The following is a 15,436-nucleotide window of genomic DNA, read 5'->3' on the forward strand; positions in this document are numbered from 1 at the left end:
GACCTGACATGGAAAAGTTCACCGTGCACACCGGTACGGCCGTTCCGCTGCGCCGGTCCAACGTGGATACCGACCAGATCATCCCGGCCGTGTACCTCAAGCGGGTGACCCGGACCGGCTTCGCCGACGGTCTCTTCAGCGCATGGCGGGAAGACCCGACATTCGTTCTCAACGATTCTTCATATTCTGGGGCGTCGATTCTCGTCGCCGGTCCGGAGTTCGGCACGGGGTCGTCGCGGGAGCACGCCGTGTGGGCGCTTCGGGACTGGGGCTTCCGGGTCGTCATCGCCCCCGGCTTCGGTGACATCTTCCGGGGCAACGCCCTCAAGGAAGGGCTCCTCCCGGTCGAGCTCGAATTGAAGGCCGTCGAGGCATTGTGGGAGTTGGCGGAGTCCGACCCGACCGCCCGGATCGATGTCGACCTGACCGCCCGGCAGGTCCGGGCCGGCGAGGACGCCTGGTCCTTCCCGCTCGACGACTTCAGCCGTTGGCGCCTGTTGGAGGGCTTGGACGACATTGGACTGACCCTCCGGTATGAGGCGGAGATCACCGCGTACGAGGGACAAAGATCACCCATCCGGCCCGTCGTGGCATAGCCGGAACGTCAGCCCGTACAGTCGTTTTCGCCCCCGCCGGTTCGCCGGCGGGGGCGAATCCGTTGCGACACAATGGGTTTTTTCCAGCAGATGTTTGTGTCCCGGTGGCACAGGGCATACCGTGCGCGCAGAATGGCTCGCGTTGAGTCCAGTTGCACATTGGGAGGGAAGTCGTGAACAAGGCCGAGCTCATCGAGGCTCTCGCCGCTCGTCTGGGAGACCGGAAGGCGGCGACGTCGGCGCTCGACGCGGTCCTCGCGGAGGTCCAGGCGGCGGTCACCAAGGGGGATCGGGTGGCCATCACCGGGTTCGGGGTGTTCGAAAAGCGCGTGCGCGGTGCCCGAACAGCCCGCAACCCTCGCACCGGCGAGTCGGTGAAGGTGAAGAAGACATCCGTTCCGGCCTTCCGGCCGGGGGCCGGGTTCAAGGAGATGGTGGCCAGCGGCAAGGCCCCGAAGAACACCGTCGCGGCGAAGAAGACCGCCACGACCGCCGCCACCACGGCGAAGGCGACCACCGCCAAGAAGACGGCGACCAAGAAGGCGGCGCCCGCCAAGGCGGCCACGGCCAAGAAGACGGCCACAGCCAAGAAGACAGCCACGGCCAAGAAGACGGCCCCGGCGACCAAGAAGGCCACCACGGCCAAGGCGACCGCGGCGAAGAAGTCGACCGCGGCCAAGAGCACGTCCACCCGCGCGACGGCGACCAAGAAGGCCACCACGGCCAAGAAGGCTCCGGCCAAGAAGGCCGCCAAGCGCTGACACCACCACACCGCTGAGGGCGCTCTCCGTTCACACCGGAGGCGCCCTCAACGCTGTCCGGCGTCGGATCGGCAGCGCCGTCAACGCTGTCCGGGGTCGGATCGCGGCGCCGGGACGGGCGGGAGACGGGCGGGGAAGTGGCCGGTGGGTGTGGATCAGCGCGGTGGGGAGCCGGCACGGTCGGCCCCGTCCAGTCGGCTGAGCGCGACCAGACGGTCGGCGCTGAAGGCGAGCAGCCAGCCGTCGCCCTTGCCGGTCTGGAAGCCGTCCACGACGTCGACCGCGCTCCGACCCCGGCCCACGCTCGCCATCGCCGCCGAACCTCCGACCGGGTCCCACTCCGCCGCCGCGTCCCGACCCGAGACCCCGTTCAGGGCGCTCAGCCGTACGAGCGCGGGCGGAATCACCTTGCCCTGACTGCAGACCACGGCCGACGTACCTGCCGCCGCCAGTTCCAGCAGCCGTCCGGCGGCGGCCAGGGCGTTCTCCACGGAATCCTGGCCGGGGCGCGGCTCGGTGAAGGCGGAGTCGACCTCGACCGGTCGGTCGAGCAGTTCGGCGAGCGGCTGCAGCGTCTGCACACAGCGCCGGGGCCCGGCCGCGAGCAGACGTACCGGGCGGACGAGGGCGAGCAGGTCGGCCAGGAGTCGGGCCCGTTCCCAGCCCGTGTCGTCCAGCGGACGGGCGTTGTCCGGCCCCGACCAGGTGCCGCGCCGGCCGGCGTGGGCGTGCCGGACCAGCCCCAGCACCGCCGTGACCGGTGGCAGCACGGCGAAATCCCGGAGCACCCGGGCGTCGTGCGGATAACTCACCAGTCCGAGTGCCTCGTCGAGCGGCAGCCACCGTACGTCGTCGACCTCGGTGTCCGGCTGGAAGCCACCGGTACCGGCCGCCCGCATCGACCAGAACTCGACCACCTTGGGAAGGCCGTCGCGCATCAGGTAGCGCACCGGAGGAAGGCGTACCTGCGGCACCGCCCGGACGTCCGCCTCCTCGGCGACCTCGCGTACGGCCGCTGCCAACGGATGCTCGCCCGGATCCAGCTTGCCCTTCGGCAGCGACCAGTCGTCGTACCGGGGGCGGTGCACCACCGCCACCTCGAGGCGGCCGCCGACGTGCCGCCAGACCACGCCACCGGCTGCCCGGACCGGCTGCCCGGCGGTCCCACCGTTGGCCGTCCCAGCGTCGGCGGTCATCGCAACCACGCCGTCCGACGGCCGCGTGCGGTACGGCGCCACGCCTTCGGGAAGGCCGCCCGGGCGGCCCGCACGCTCGCCCGTTCCCGTTCGACGAGCCGGCCGGCGGTCACCGCCAACGAATGGTCGCCCGGATCGAGTCGCGCGATCGACAGCCAGGTCTCGGCGGCGACCGCCGCGTCCTGGTGCTCGCCGAGCAACTCCTGCACCTTCGCCAGTGCCCGGGCCAGTTTCGTCGCGTCACCGCCGAGCACCCCGGCGACCGCGTCCAGGGCGTACCGGGCCCGTTTGCCGTTGATCCGGACCGCGTGCCAGCGTTCGTCCGGTGCCGTCGGGTCCAGTTCCTCGGCGCCGTCGACGGTGTCGTCGCCGTCGGTCAGCCGGTGCCACGGCCGGGCCACCAGCCGGGGCAGGACGGTGGCGGCCGGACGTTCGGCCCGGGCGGTCAGCTGTGGTTGGCGTGTGGCGTCCACCAGCGCCTCGACCAGGGCCAGGTAACGCGGCGACCGGAGCGCCTCGTCCACGGCGGCCAGCGCGGTGGCGTGGCGGTCGGCGAGGACCCGGTCGATCCGGTCCACCGCGGCCGCGTCGACCGGACTGACCGGGTCGGCCGAGGCGGTACGCCGCAGCCGTTCCCGCAGCACCTCCAGGTCGCGAGCCTGGCCCAGCACCCCCGCGAGCCAGCGCAGTTCGTCGCGCAACGGCCGGGCCCAGTCCTTCCGGACCAGGGGTCCGAAGGTCCGCAGGTCGCTGCGGAGCCGCCGACAGCCGACCCGCATCTGGTGTACGGCGGTGTCGTTGCGGCCCACCGGGGCGCGGAGCCGGACCAGCGGATCGTGGGTGAGGATCCGGTCGACGGACCGGCGGATCGCGGCGACGACCACCTCACCGGCGGTCGGCCGGGCCGACAGTTCGCCCGGGGCGACCAGGTCGGGGGCGGCCGTGGCCGCCGCGCCGAGGGCCCGGACGTGTTTGGGGACGAACTCCCCGGTCCGGGCGCCGGCACCGGTCAGTACCGCCTCCAGCCGGTCGAGCAGCTCCCGGTCGCCTTCCTTCCGCTCGACCTCGATCTCCCGGAACGTCGACCGGATCCGTTTGCCGTCCAGCACCGACACCGCGTCGTCGGCCACCTCGGCCAGCAACCGGTCGGCGTCGTCGCGTACCTCGTACGTCCGGCGCAGCGTGCGGACCACCGCCGCCGGTCGCAGCTCGGCGCCCCGCGTGACGGAGGTGACCAGGGTGACCAGCTCGTCCGGCGGGGTCTTCGCCCGGCCGGAGCGGGAGATCTCGTGGCGTACACCCGGACCGTCGGTGGGCAGCTTGACCGTCCACGGCAGGTCGTCGCCCCGGCGGTGCCGCAACGACACCCCGGCCCGGGCCAACCGGAGGTCCGCGGTGTCGAGGTACGTGGCGGTGAGCGTCACCGGGGGCGGTGCGACCACCCGCCCACCGGGCGGGGCGACGCCGGCGAGGTCGGGCAGCACGAACTCCGGTGGTACGTCGTACTTGCGCTCCTCCTCGACCATCGCGCCAGCCTAGTCCCGGAACCGGTCGGTGTGCCGGGCTCGCGGTCCGGGCGGTGTGGCGGCCCGACGCACCCTCCGGAGCGCTGTCGACCGGTCGGCCCGGGGCATCCCCGGCAGGTCGACGGTCATTTCGCGGTTCCGGAGAACCGGCGCAGCAGCGCCTCCTGCAGGTGCACCGGCGACGCCGTCGGACGGCCGGTACGCCGGCTCCAACAGCCGTCCGCGGCCAGTTCGAAGGCCTCGACGTCGTCGCTCATCGAGGCGGTCAGCAGGTCGTCCAGCTCGACCCGGGCGACCGGATCGGTCACCTGCACCAGCGCCTCCACCCGACGGTCGAGGTTACGGTGCATCAGGTCGGCCGAGCCGATCCAGAACTCGACGCCGTCCAGCCGGCCCCGGACGCCGTCCCCGGCCTCCCCGCCCCGGCCGAACCGGAACACCCGGGAGTGTTCGAGGAACCGGCCGAGGATCGACCGCACCCGGATGTTCTCCGACAGTCCCGGTACGCCGGGCCGCAGCGTGCACATCCCGCGGATCAGCAGGTCGACGTGCACACCCGCCTGGGAGGCCCGGTACAGCGCGTCCACGATCGCCTCGTCGACCAAAGAGTTGACCTTGAACTGCACCAGCGCCGGGCGGCCCTGCCGGGCGTGCCCCATCTCCCGTTCGATCCGCTCGACGAGCCCGCGCCGGATCCCCTGCGGTGCCACCAGCAGCCGGCGGTACGACGTCTGCCGGCTGTAGCCGGTGAGCACGTTGAACAGGTCGGTGAGGTCGGCGCCCACCTCCGGGTCGGCGGTGAGCATGCCGAAGTCCTCGTAGAGCCGGGCGGTCTTCGGGTGGTAGTTGCCGGTGCCGATGTGGCAGTAGCGGCGGATCTGGTTGCCCTCCTGGCGGACCACCAGCGCGGTCTTGCAGTGTGTCTTCAACCCGACCAGGCCGTACACGACGTGGCAGCCGGCCCGCTCCAGCATCCGGGCCCAGCCGATGTTGGCCACCTCGTCGAAGCGCGCCTTGATCTCCACCAGCACCACCACCTGCTTGCCGGCGGCCGCGGCGTCGATCAGCGCGTCCACGATCGGCGAGTCGCCGCTGGTCCGGTAGAGGGTCTGCTTGATCGCCAGCACGTTGGGGTCGGCGGCGGCCTGCTCGATGAACCGCTGCACGCTGGTCGCGAACGAGTGGTACGGGTGGTGCACCAGGATGTCGCCGTCGCGCAGGGTGGCGAAGACGCTGCGCGGCACCTCGCCCTCGACCAGCCTGGGGTGGGTCGCCGGTACGAAGGGCGGGTCCTTCAGGTCGGGCCGGTCACACTCGTTGTAGACCTGCCAGAGCGCGGTCAGGTCCAGCAGCCCGGGCACCCGCAGCACGTCCTGGCTGTCCATGTCGAGTTCCCGCGTCAGCAGCTCCAGTACGTGGTCGGAGACCGAGGCGGCCACCTCCAGGCGTACCGGGGGGCCGAACCGGCGGCGGGCCAGTTCCCGTTCCAGCGCCTGCAGCAGGTCCTCGTCGCGGTCCTCGTCGACCTCCACCTCGGCGTTGCGGGTGACCCGGAACAGGTGGCACTCGACCACCTGCATGCCGGAGAAGAGCTGGTCGAGGTGGGCCGCGATGAGTTCCTCCACCGGCAGGAACCGGGCCCCGGGCGCGTCCCGTACGACCCGGACGAACCGGGGTACGTTGTTCGGCACCTTGACCCGGGCGAACAGCTCCGACCCGGCGTCGGAGTCCCGGACCACCACGGCCAGGTTCAACGACCGGCTGGAGATGTACGGGAACGGGTGGGCCGGATCCACCGCGAGCGGGGTGAGTACGGGGAAGATCTGGTCCCGGAAGTACGCGCCGAGCCGGTGCCGTTCCGGGTCGGGCAGCTCGTCCCAGTGCAGCAGCTCGATGTTCTCGGCGGCGAGTTTCGGCATCACCTCGTCGACGAAGCAGGCGGAGTGCCGGGCGACCAGTTGTGCGGCGGTCTCCGAGACGAGTTCCAGTTGGGTGGTGAGCGGCATCCGGTCGGCACCCCGGACCGGCAGACCGGCCTGCAGCCGGCGCTTCAGCCCGGCCACCCGGACCATGTAGAACTCGTCCAGGTTGTTCGCGAAAATGGCCAGGAACTTGGCCCGTTCCAGCAGCGGGGTGGCCGGATCCTCGGCCAGGGCGAGCACCCGGGCGTTGAAGTCCAGCCAGGAGAGTTCCCGGTTGAGGAACCGGTCCGGCGGCAGCGGCGGGGCGGGCGCCTCGGTGGGGCGGCCCTCGGTGTCACCGCCGTCGGTACCGCGACCCGCGGCGGAGCGACTGTCCGGGGCCGGCGTCGTGCCCGTACCGGCGCGGGTGGGTACGCCACCGTCCGGGGCGGCGCTGCCGGGTGCGGCGGCGGAGATGCCGGGCCGCTCCGCCAGCGGGTTGCGGTCCGGTTCCGTCAGCGGGGTGCGCGGCGCCCCGACAGGTCCCTCGGAGACCGTGTCCGGGAGCCGTTCCGAATCCGCCGTGCGGTCCGGCCCGGTCGCTGTCGGCTCGGTCGCCGTGGGACCGGTCGCCGTCGGTCCAGCCTCCGTCGGACCGGTCTGCGTGGGTTCGGACCGCGCCGGGCCGGCCGCTGTCGGCTCGGCCTCCGCCCGGGTGTCGTCGCTGGTCGCGGCGGGCGGGGTGGAGCGCTGCGAGGCGCGGGACCGGGTGCTCCGCGAGGACGCGGGGCGGCGGGACGAAGGGGTACTCACCCCCTCATCATTCCCCGGGGCGGGTGAACGGAAAATGAACTTGCCCGGACCGGATCACTGGAAGGTGGGCAACGTTATCCGTACCAGCGTGCCGGCCGGGTCGTGCTCGAGGCGTACCCGTTGACCGAGGCGGAGCAGCCGTAACCCGGAGGCGTCGAACGCCTCGGCGGGAAAGGCGACCGTGCTGCCGTCGTCGAGCAGCAGCGTGCCGCTCCGGGTCTGCGGGTCGTAGTCGGCCACCGTGCCCTGCATGCCCAGCACGGTACACCGGTGCCGGTGCACCGGTCCCTTTCCGGCAGCAGGCGGGGACGGGACCGGGGGACGCGGGAACGGGACCGGGGGACCGGTTCGGCGGGCGCCCGTCCGAGGGCGGCCGTCAACTGCCGGTCGCCGCGTAGCGCCGGGTCAGCGCGGCGGTGTGCCGGCCCAGGCCGAGCACAGCGGCGGCGACGAGGTCCGCCGGGGTGTCGACGTCCCGGCGCAACGTCGGCCACCCGGCGGTGAGTGGACGGGCACCCGAGGCGGTGTGTGCCGCCGCCGAGTCCGCGCCGAACCGGGGGTCGAGTGCGACGGTGGGGGGTGCGGTGAGCAGCACCGTGCCGGTGCCGGGGGCGTCGGCGACGAACCGTCGTACCGGGCCGTCCTGATCGTGCTCGGCGGCGGCCCGCAGCGCCTCGGCCAGCTCGGTCGGACGCAACGCCGGCAGGTCCGCGGTCAGGGCGGCCACCCACCCGGCGGCGGCGGACCGGGCGGCGCCGTGCACGAACGCGGGATTCAGGCCGGCGGCCGGCGGTTCCGGCACGATCCGGGCACCGAGCCGGCCCAGCACCCGGGCGGCCTCGGAATCGCCGGTCACCACCAGCACCTCGGTGACCGCCGGGCAGTCCAGTACGGCGTGCACCGTGTCCGTCGCCAGGGCCAGGGCCAGCGTCTCGTGGCGTACCCCGGTCAGCGCTCCCCGGAGTCGGCTCTTGGCCCCCGTCAGGCGCTTGACCGGGACCACCACGGTCCAGTTGGGGTCAGGCACACGGCAATCCTGCCAGCCGCCCGGGGCGGTGGTGTGTGGTGTCGCCGGCCATCGGCGTACCCCTCGCTGGTAGTACCCCGGCCGAGCAGGCATGATTTCGCTGCGGGCGGCGAGGTGACGGCGGGTCGGCGAGTGCCGGCCGCGCCGGGGCCGTGGCGGGAAGTACGAGGAGGCAGAGTGGCGCGGCGCAGGCTGGGATTCTGGCGACGGTTCGCCGTATCGGTGGTGAAGCCCACGATGGCGGTCTGGACGCGGCGGACCTGGCGGGGCATGGAACACATACCGGCCTCCGGCGGAGTGATCATCGTCCCGAACCATCTCTCGCACGCCGACCCCCTGGTGTCCGCGCACTTCATCTACGACTCCGGACGCTGGCCGCAGTACCTCGGCAAGGCGAGCGTGTTCCGGGTTCCGGTCGTCGGCCGGATCCTGCACTGGTGTCGGCAGATCCCGGTGGAACGGGGCACCGTCGACGCGGCCCGGTCGCTGGAGACGCTGGAGCGGGCGATCCGGGACGGCGGCGCGGTGGTGATCTATCCGGAGGGCACCACCACCCGGCAACCCGACCTGTGGCCGATGCGCGGCAAGACCGGCGCGGCCCGGCTGGCGCTGACCACCGGAGCCCCGGTGATCCCGGTCGTGATGTGGGGACCGCAGAAGATCTTCGACCCGCGTACCAAGAAGGTGAGCCTGCGGCCCGGGATTCCGGTGACCGTGGCGGCCGGGCCGCCGGTCGACCTGAGCCGATGGGCCGGTGCGGCGCCGAGCCGGGGGGTGCTGGACGAGATGACCGACGCCATCATGCTCCGGCTGCGTGACATGCTCGCGGAGATCCGCGACGAGACTCCGCCGCCGCTCTGGTCGGCGCAGGCGAAGCGCGGCGAGGAGAGGTCATGAACGGGCGGCTCGGCGCGCGCGGCCGCGACGCCGGCGAGCGCAGCGAGGAGAGGACATGACACACGCTGTTGTGCTCGGCGCCGGTTCCTGGGGTACGGCGTTCGCCAAGGTGCTCGCCGACGCCGGCCGGGAGGTGGTGATCTGGGCCCGCCGACCGGATGTCGCCGAGCTGATCAACAAGACCCGGACGAACTCCGACTACCTGCCGGACCTGCGACTGCCGCCGACGGTACGGGCCACCGCCGACCCCGCCGAAGCGATCTCCGGCGCCGACCTCGTGGTGCTGGCCGTGCCCTCGCAGACCCTGCGCGGAAACCTGGCCGACTGGGCCGGACACCTCGAACCCGACTCGACCCTGGTCTCCCTGATGAAGGGGATCGAGTTGGGCACCACCAAGCGGATGAGCGAGGTGATCGTGGAGACCGCCGGGGTCGCCGCGGACCGGGTGGTGGTGGTCACCGGGCCGAACCTGGCCCCGGAGATCGCCGACGGGCAGATCGCCGCGACCGTGGTCGCCTGCACCGACATGGACCGGGCGACCCTGGTGCAGTCGTCGATCAGCACCTCGTACCTGCGGCCGTACACCAACGACGACGTGATCGGCTGCGAGCTGGGCGGCGCGGTGAAGAACGTGATCGCACTGGCCGCCGGCATCGCCGCCGGGATGGGCCTCGGCGACAACACCCGGGCGACGCTGATCACCCGGGGATTGGCGGAGACGGCCCGGCTCGGTGTCGCGCTCGGCGCCGACCCGCTCACCTTCGCCGGTCTGGCCGGGATGGGTGACCTGGTCGCCACCTGCACGTCGCCGCTGTCCCGGAACCGGACCTTCGGTGCCCACCTCGGGCGGGGCGAGACCCTGGAACAGGCGCAGCGGGCCACCCGGCAGACCGCCGAGGGTGTGAAGAGCTGCCTGGCGATCCGGGACCTCTCCCGGGCGCACGGTGTGGAGATGCCGATCACCGAGCAGGTCGAGCGGATCTGTCACGAGGGCGCCGACCCGCGTGCCGCGATGGCGGCGCTGATGAGCCGTAAGCCCCGGCCCGAGTGAACCGGTCCGAGTGAACCAGCCCGAGTGAACCGGCCCGGGTAGCCCTTCCCCGTCACGAGGAGTGCGATGTCCGACCAGTCGAAACTCGGCGACGGTACCCGGTGCGTCCACGCCGGGCTACCGGAGCCGACACCCGGTGAACCCTTCCTGCCCGGACCGGTCTTCGCCGCCCCGTACCACCTGGACCCGGTGCTCGGCCCGGACGCGACCCCGAACGGGTACGGCCGGCCGGACAATCCGACCCGGCGTCGGCTGGAGACCGCGATCGGGGAGCTGGAGGGCGGCGACGTGCTCGCCTTCGCCAGCGGGCAGGCGGCGATCACGGCGGTGCTGCTGCCGCTGCTCCGCCCGGGGGACACCGTGCTGCTCCCCACCGACGGCTACTTCCCGGTCAGGGCGTTCGCCAGCGAGACGCTCGCCGGCCTCGGGGTGGACGTCCGGTTCGTCCCCACCGCCGGACCGTACCCGTCGTTCGACGGCGTACGGCTGATCCTGATCGAGACGCCGGCCAATCCGGGCCTGGACGTCTGCGACGTGGCCGGGTTGGCGGAGCGGGCGCACGCGGCCGGCGCGCTGCTGGCGGTCGACAACACCACCGCGACCCCGCTCGGGCAGCGCCCCCTCGACCTCGGCGCGGACCTGGTCGTCGCCTCCGGTACGAAGGCGCTCACCGGACACTCCGACCTGCTCCTCGGCTACGTCGCCAGCCGCTCCGCCGAACTGCTGGAACCGATCCGGGGCTGGCGGACCACCACCGGCTCGGTGCCGGGTGCCTTCGACGCCTGGCTGGCCCACCGCTCGCTGGCCACCCTCGACCTGCGGCTGGCCCGGCAGAGCGCCAACGCGGCGGCGGTCGCGGCGGCGCTGCGGGCCCGTACCGACGTGACCGGCGTACGGTGGCCCGGGCTCCCGGACGACCCGGCGTTCCCGGTGGCCAGCCGGCAGATGCGGCGGTTCCCCGGGCTCGTCTCGTTCGACCTCGGCAACGCCGACCGGGTGGCCCGGTTCCTCGCCGCCAGCGACCTGGTCTTCGCCGCGACCTCCTTCGGCGGCCTGCACACCACCGCCGACCGGCGGGCCCAGTGGGGGGACGACGTCCCGGCGGGCTTCCTGCGGCTCTCCTGCGGGGTCGAGGACACCACCGACCTGATCGCCGACCTGACGGCGGCGCTGGACGAGGCCGGTGAGCGCTAGGCCGTGTTTCAGGTGGCGGGTGAGACTTGGACGGATAGCTCTACGGCCAGTTCCATACAGCGCAGGCGGGCTGGGGAGAAGTCGTAGGGCATCTTGCCGACGGCTTCAAGTACGCTCATCTTCCGCCTGCCGGAGCTGAGTTCGGCCTCGTCCTCGCCGTGATCGGCGGTAGCCGGGTGCGAAGTGTCCCAGGCGTCGAAGAGGGCATCGTCGTCCTTGTCCAGGCCGGACTCCTCGATGACGGCCTGCAGGGCGCTTTCGAAGGCGTGCCGCTCGGCGGCCACTTCAGCCACCCGTGGATCATCGACGGCGACGCTGTCATCGAGTGCCTCCTCGGCGGCATCGATGCGGTCGGAATCCTCCCGCAGAGCGGGATGCGTGGCCAGGGCGACGAAGCGGGTGGCCTGGACGGCCGCGCCGAGCGGGCCGAAGATCCGCTCAGTGACCAGCAGAGTGTCCAGGTCCGCCTGACGCAGGGAGCCTTCGGGCAGGCTCATGAGGCGTTCGGTGACGAAGTCGGAGAGCAGGCCCATCCGACTGCCTTCGGTGCGCATCCGCTGCACGGCGGTCCGTTGCCGCCGCAATTCCGCCTCCTGCTCGGCGAGGGTTTCCTCCAACCGCTCCAGGATGCCCGCGATACCGTCTCCGCTGTCCGCACCGGCGGAAGCCGTGCCGGTGGTGAAGGCGTCACGGATGTCGTCCAGGGCGATCCCGGCGTCGGCCATCTTGCGAATCCACAACAGGCGGATCATGTCCTCGTACCCGTAGCGGCGGCGGTTGTCACCGCCCCGCTCAGGCTCCGGGAGCAGGCCGATCTCGTGGTAATGGCGAATCGCCCGTGGCGTGCTGCCGGCGAAGGCGGCCGCGTCACCGATCTTGACCTGGCGGGGTGGCTTGAAGGACGAATGCATGAGGAGGGACCTTTCCTCAAGGGATCGGGAGGTAAGTCCACTGGACCACATGCCGCTACGGAAGGTGCAACCCTGTACACACCGCCCCGCGCGGTTCCTTCTGCGCAGCACCGCGCCGAGGAGGGAACCGGACCGGAGGGCGGTGACTCGCTCCGGCATGAAGTTGCTCCAACGCGCCAGGTGGGTCCCGGCCGGCGTCGTCCTGGCCGCTGGCGGCACCCTGCTCGCCGGCTGTACCGGACCGGGCTCGACCGCCGGCACCGACCGGGCCGGGACGGGCCCGGCCAGTGCCACCGCCAGCCCGGCCGGCGGCGGGGGACCGGTGCTGCCCGGTCCGTCTCCGACCGACGCGGACGGCACCGGCGACCCGTTGTCCGTCCGGTGCGGGCACGTGATCGACCTGCTCGACGCGCCGCCGCCGAACCGGACCCTGGTCGCGGACGCGGTCGCACTGCAGACCGGGACCCTGCACCCCAATCCGACCGGTGCGGACGAGCCCGCGCGGCTGTTCGCCAAGACCGGTCTGGTGGTACGCGCCGACGCGGCCGTTGTGCTGTCGATCGACGGCACAGGGGACGGGACGGCGTCGATCGGGTGGGGCAGTCCGGCGAGGCCCGGCCGCGAGCAGCGGTTGCCGGGCTGCCCGGAGTACACCGGTTGGCTGGCCTTCGCCGGCGGCTTCTGGGTCGACGAGCCGACCTGCGTGTCGCTGACCGTACGGGCGGGTGGGCGTACCGAGCGGGTCCGGATGCGGATCGGAGCTCCCTGCCCGGACTGACCCGCGTTCGGGTTGACGGAACGGTGCCCGGATCGCGGCGGTCCTGGGCGATGGGGGGATGCGGGATTTCCCGGGGTGCGGGAGGGTAAGGACATCGGGCTCGACGTCAACCGTCGGGTCCGGTTCCGGCCGTGCCGACCGTCGTACCGGGGAGGCAGGACAATGGCGAACTCCGACATACCGGTCGTCGTCGGACTCGACAACGGCGGCAACAGCAACAACGCGACCGTGCTCGACCTCAACGGGCGTTTCCTGGTCGACACGCTGGTCGAAACTCCGTGCCAGGTGCTGAAGGGTCCGGAGGCGGCGGTCGAAGCGCTCGCCGACGCGCTGGAGCAGGTGCTGGTCCGTACCGGCACCTCCCGGGAGCTGGTCCGGGCGGTCGGTCTGGACACCCCGGGCCCGGCCAGCGCCGCCGGAGTGATCTCCTCCCGGGGCTCGACGAACTTCTCCCAACCCGGCTGGCGCGGCTACGACATCCGGGGCGCCCTGGAACGCCGGCTCGGCCTGCCGGTGGTCTACCACAACGACGGCAACGCGGCCGCGCTCTACGCCCACCACACCTACTTCCGGGACGATCCGATGCGGCGCTCATCGGTCTCCGCCATCGTCGGGACCGGGCTCGGCGGCGGTGTCGTCGAACGCGGACAGGTGGTGACCGGTGCGGCCGGCATGGCCGGCGAACTCGGCCACGTGCACATCCCGCTCTTCGGCCTGCTGGCCGAGGGACAGCCGGTGCCGCTGTGCAACTGCGGATTCGTCGGGGACGCGGAGAGCGTCGCCTCACTCACCGGGATCCGGCGCAACCTGCTGCCGTACTGGCTGACCCGGTTCGTCGGGCACCCGCTGGGCGATCTCGACCCGGTCGAGGCGGCCAAGCGCGTCCGCTCGTACGGTGTGGACAGTGACCCGATGGCGATCCGGATCTTCGAGCAGCAGGCGATGGCGCTCGGGCGGCTCTTCACCATCGTGGCGAACTTCACCGACCCGGACGCCTACTTCGTCGGTGGCGGTGTGGTGGAGGCGTCACCGGAGTTCCGGGAGTGGTTCCTCGCCACCGTCCGGGCGAACACCAACCTGCGGACCGAGCAGGAGGAGCGGGCCCGGTTCGCGCTGGTGCCGGATCTCGACATGGCCGGCGCGCGGGGCTCCGCGATCGCCGCCCTGACGTTCCTGAACGGGGACCGGCACGGCACCGACCAGCTGGCCGGAGATCGCCCGGTAGGGCCTGCCCCACCCTGACCCGGCTCAGGGTGGCGGAACTCGGGGAGCGGTCGGGGATCGCGCCTGATCTGCCGGCACCGTACCGCGACCAGGCTGGTCACATGCAGTTCCGAGGCACACTCCCGTTCCGTACCACCCGCCCGCTCAGCCTGGTCGCGGCCGCCGGGTTGAGCCTGACCGCGCTGCTCGGGGTCACCGCACATCTCGTCCCGGCACCCGGGATGAGTCCACTGTCGTTGACCATCAGCGACTACGCGGTGTCGAACAACGGCTGGCCGATGAACCTCGCCATCCTGCTGCTCGGGATCACCTCGCTGGCCGTACCGCTGGCGCTGCGGGCGGCCCGGGTCGCGGTCGGCTGGCTGGTGGAGACGCTGCTGCTGGTCTGGTGCCTGGGGCTGGTCGCTTCGGCGCTGGTGCCGACCGACCCGATCGGGGTGGTCGAGCTGAGCACCAGGGGGTACGTCCACCGGTACGTCTCGGTGGCCGCCTTCGTCGCACTGCCGGTCGCGACCCTGCTGGCGGTACGCCGACTCGCCGTCGACGTACGCTGGCGGACCGCCGTACGCCGGTTGCGGGTGCTGGCGGTGACCAGCGTGCTGGGCCTGGCGGCGCTCTACTACGTCGCGTTCCCCGGGGGTCGGGTGATGATGGGTCTGGTGGAGCGGATCCTGGTCGTCACCGAGCTGGTGCTGCTCGCCGTCCTCGTCGGACAACTGCGCCGGGTCGCGGTGGCCGAAGCGCCGCCCCGTTCGCCGCGTCCCGCAGTGGAGCACGGCGGCGTGCGTCGGGCGGCACGGTCAGTCCGTGGAAGTACTGCCGGGCCTCGCACTCGTCCGGGTTCACGGTCATCCGGCCGTGGTCGGGTAGCGGCTCTGGAAGGCCAGTCGCGCGTCGGCGTCCTCGGCGATCCGGCCGAGTACGTCGTCGAGCGCCAGGAACGCCTCCCACGGCTGCTCGGCGCCGGCCTCGGCGAGCCGATCCACGACCAGCCGTTCGAGATCCGGCACCCGGGCCCCCTTCCAGATCTTGTCGGCGAGACTGACCAGGAGTTCCTCGACGCTCACCGTCGGGTGGTGCCAGCTGGCGTGGGTACCGGCGAACCGGGCGAACTCCTCGCCGACCCCGTACGAGAGCAGGAGGTGGTGTCCGGCGGACTCGTGCCGGCTGCCCGGTCCGGACAGTTCGGCCGGGTGTTCGACCTTGCCGATGTCGTGGGTGGCGGCCCCGAACAGCACCGCGACGTGGTTCACGGCCAACCGGGAATACCGTCCGGCGAGCCAGTCGAGCAGTTGGGCGGCGACGTCGTGCACGGCGCGCAGGTGGGCGGCGAGCCGGGGTGGGGCGTCGCAGGCCAGCAGGAGTTCGGCGGCGGGCGCGGGGAGCGGCCGGAGTGCCGGCTCGCCCTGGTCGGTGAGGGCCCGGTGCAGCGCGCTGGCGGTCATGGTGGTCAACGGTAGCGGCGAGGTCCCGCCGACGTGGTGGCGTACGCCCTGTGCCGGTCCGGACCCGCCACGCCCCCTGCCCGCCGACCCGGACCGGCGGAGCAGGGGACGTGGGG

Annotated in this window: 14 protein-coding genes; 8 read left to right on the top strand and 6 right to left on the bottom strand. The window is 72.4% G+C overall.

Translation table 11 applies throughout. The features are described 5' to 3' along the window. Positions 1 to 8: 8 nt before the first annotated feature. Positions 9 to 596, top strand: coding sequence for a 3-isopropylmalate dehydratase small subunit (leuD, locus tag V1633_RS20510; protein ID WP_331215987.1), 588 nt, complete (start codon positions 9 to 11; stop codon positions 594 to 596). Positions 597 to 769: 173 nt separating this feature from the next. Next, the gene (locus tag V1633_RS20515; protein WP_331215988.1) at positions 770 to 1,357 is read left to right on the top strand and encodes an HU family DNA-binding protein; all 588 of its coding nucleotides are present in this window, start codon (positions 770 to 772) and stop codon (positions 1,355 to 1,357) included. A gap of 155 nt (positions 1,358 to 1,512) precedes the next feature. Here V1633_RS20515 and V1633_RS20520 read toward each other — a convergent pair whose 3' ends face one another. From V1633_RS20520 to cofC, 5 genes are all read right to left on the bottom strand, one after another. Then, positions 1,513 to 2,553: an NUDIX domain-containing protein gene (locus V1633_RS20520; protein WP_331215989.1), complete on the bottom strand. Its 1,041-nt coding sequence runs from the start codon at positions 2,551 to 2,553 to the stop codon at positions 1,513 to 1,515. After that, positions 2,550 to 4,079 (bottom strand): CYTH and CHAD domain-containing protein, encoded by a 1,530-nt coding sequence (locus V1633_RS20525; protein WP_331215990.1) that lies wholly within the window; start codon positions 4,077 to 4,079, stop codon positions 2,550 to 2,552. The genes V1633_RS20520 and V1633_RS20525 overlap by 4 nt, the downstream gene beginning before the upstream one ends. A gap of 125 nt (positions 4,080 to 4,204) precedes the next feature. Continuing rightward, positions 4,205 to 6,475, bottom strand: coding sequence for an RNA degradosome polyphosphate kinase (locus V1633_RS20530; RefSeq protein WP_407952073.1), 2,271 nt, complete (start codon positions 6,473 to 6,475; stop codon positions 4,205 to 4,207). Positions 6,476 to 6,847: 372 nt separating this feature from the next. After that, positions 6,848 to 7,045 carry a cold-shock protein gene (locus tag V1633_RS20535; RefSeq protein WP_331215991.1) on the bottom strand — a complete coding sequence of 66 codons (198 nt, stop codon included), beginning with the start codon at positions 7,043 to 7,045 and terminating at the stop codon, positions 6,848 to 6,850. Positions 7,046 to 7,169: 124 nt separating this feature from the next. Next, a complete protein-coding gene (gene cofC / locus V1633_RS20540; protein ID WP_331215992.1) occupies positions 7,170 to 7,820 on the bottom strand; it encodes a 2-phospho-L-lactate guanylyltransferase in 651 nt (216 codons plus the stop codon). A gap of 177 nt (positions 7,821 to 7,997) precedes the next feature. On the opposite strand from cofC, the gene V1633_RS20545 reads away from it, so the two are divergent. From V1633_RS20545 to V1633_RS20555, 3 genes are all read left to right on the top strand, one after another. Further along, a complete protein-coding gene (locus V1633_RS20545; RefSeq protein ID WP_331215993.1) occupies positions 7,998 to 8,717 on the top strand; it encodes a lysophospholipid acyltransferase family protein in 720 nt (239 codons plus the stop codon). A gap of 55 nt (positions 8,718 to 8,772) precedes the next feature. After that, positions 8,773 to 9,768 carry an NAD(P)H-dependent glycerol-3-phosphate dehydrogenase gene (locus V1633_RS20550; RefSeq protein ID WP_331215994.1) on the top strand — a complete coding sequence of 332 codons (996 nt, stop codon included), beginning with the start codon at positions 8,773 to 8,775 and terminating at the stop codon, positions 9,766 to 9,768. 66 nt (positions 9,769 to 9,834) lie between these two features. After that, entirely contained in the window at positions 9,835 to 10,962 is a 1,128-nt protein-coding gene (locus tag V1633_RS20555; protein WP_331215995.1) for a cystathionine gamma-lyase, read from the top strand. An 8-nt stretch (positions 10,963 to 10,970) separates the two neighbouring features. On the opposite strand, the gene V1633_RS20560 is transcribed toward V1633_RS20555, so the two are convergent. Further along, on the bottom strand, positions 10,971 to 11,873 hold the full coding sequence (locus tag V1633_RS20560; protein ID WP_331215996.1) for a MerR family transcriptional regulator: 903 nt from the start codon (positions 11,871 to 11,873) through the stop codon (positions 10,971 to 10,973). Between the two features lie 157 nt (positions 11,874 to 12,030). Here V1633_RS20560 and V1633_RS20565 point away from each other — a divergent pair, with 157 nt between their 5' ends. The 3 genes from V1633_RS20565 (at position 12,031) to V1633_RS20575 (ending at position 15,335) form a co-directional block, all read left to right on the top strand. Continuing rightward, complete coding sequence (locus V1633_RS20565; protein ID WP_331215997.1) at positions 12,031 to 12,651, top strand: hypothetical protein; 621 nt, start codon at positions 12,031 to 12,033, stop codon at positions 12,649 to 12,651. A gap of 162 nt (positions 12,652 to 12,813) precedes the next feature. Beyond that, the gene (locus V1633_RS20570; protein WP_331215998.1) at positions 12,814 to 13,893 is read left to right on the top strand and encodes an ROK family protein; all 1,080 of its coding nucleotides are present in this window, start codon (positions 12,814 to 12,816) and stop codon (positions 13,891 to 13,893) included. Between the two features lie 83 nt (positions 13,894 to 13,976). Further along, positions 13,977 to 15,335 carry a DUF998 domain-containing protein gene (locus V1633_RS20575; protein WP_331215999.1) on the top strand — a complete coding sequence of 453 codons (1,359 nt, stop codon included), beginning with the start codon at positions 13,977 to 13,979 and terminating at the stop codon, positions 15,333 to 15,335. Positions 15,336 to 15,436: the final 101 nt, after the last annotated feature.

Origin of the sequence: Plantactinospora sonchi (assembly GCF_036422035.1) — a bacterium.
In the GTDB taxonomy this organism is placed as follows: domain Bacteria; phylum Actinomycetota; class Actinomycetes; order Mycobacteriales; family Micromonosporaceae; genus Plantactinospora; species Plantactinospora sonchi.

Coding starts and splice junctions, on each gene's coding strand:
- leuD (WP_331215987.1), top strand. CDS start 9: ATGGAAAAGTTCACCGTGCACACCGGTACGGCCGTTCCGCTGCGCCGG.
- V1633_RS20520 (WP_331215989.1), bottom strand. CDS start 2,553: ATGACCGCCGACGCTGGGACGGCCAACGGTGGGACCGCCGGGCAGCCG.
- V1633_RS20525 (WP_331215990.1), bottom strand. CDS start 4,079: ATGGTCGAGGAGGAGCGCAAGTACGACGTACCACCGGAGTTCGTGCTG.
- V1633_RS20535 (WP_331215991.1), bottom strand. CDS start 7,045: ATGCAGGGCACGGTGGCCGACTACGACCCGCAGACCCGGAGCGGCACG.
- V1633_RS20550 (WP_331215994.1), top strand. CDS start 8,773: ATGACACACGCTGTTGTGCTCGGCGCCGGTTCCTGGGGTACGGCGTTC.
- V1633_RS20555 (WP_331215995.1), top strand. CDS start 9,835: ATGTCCGACCAGTCGAAACTCGGCGACGGTACCCGGTGCGTCCACGCC.
- V1633_RS20560 (WP_331215996.1), bottom strand. CDS start 11,873: ATGCATTCGTCCTTCAAGCCACCCCGCCAGGTCAAGATCGGTGACGCG.
- V1633_RS20565 (WP_331215997.1), top strand. CDS start 12,031: ATGAAGTTGCTCCAACGCGCCAGGTGGGTCCCGGCCGGCGTCGTCCTG.
- V1633_RS20570 (WP_331215998.1), top strand. CDS start 12,814: ATGGCGAACTCCGACATACCGGTCGTCGTCGGACTCGACAACGGCGGC.
- V1633_RS20575 (WP_331215999.1), top strand. CDS start 13,977: ATGCAGTTCCGAGGCACACTCCCGTTCCGTACCACCCGCCCGCTCAGC.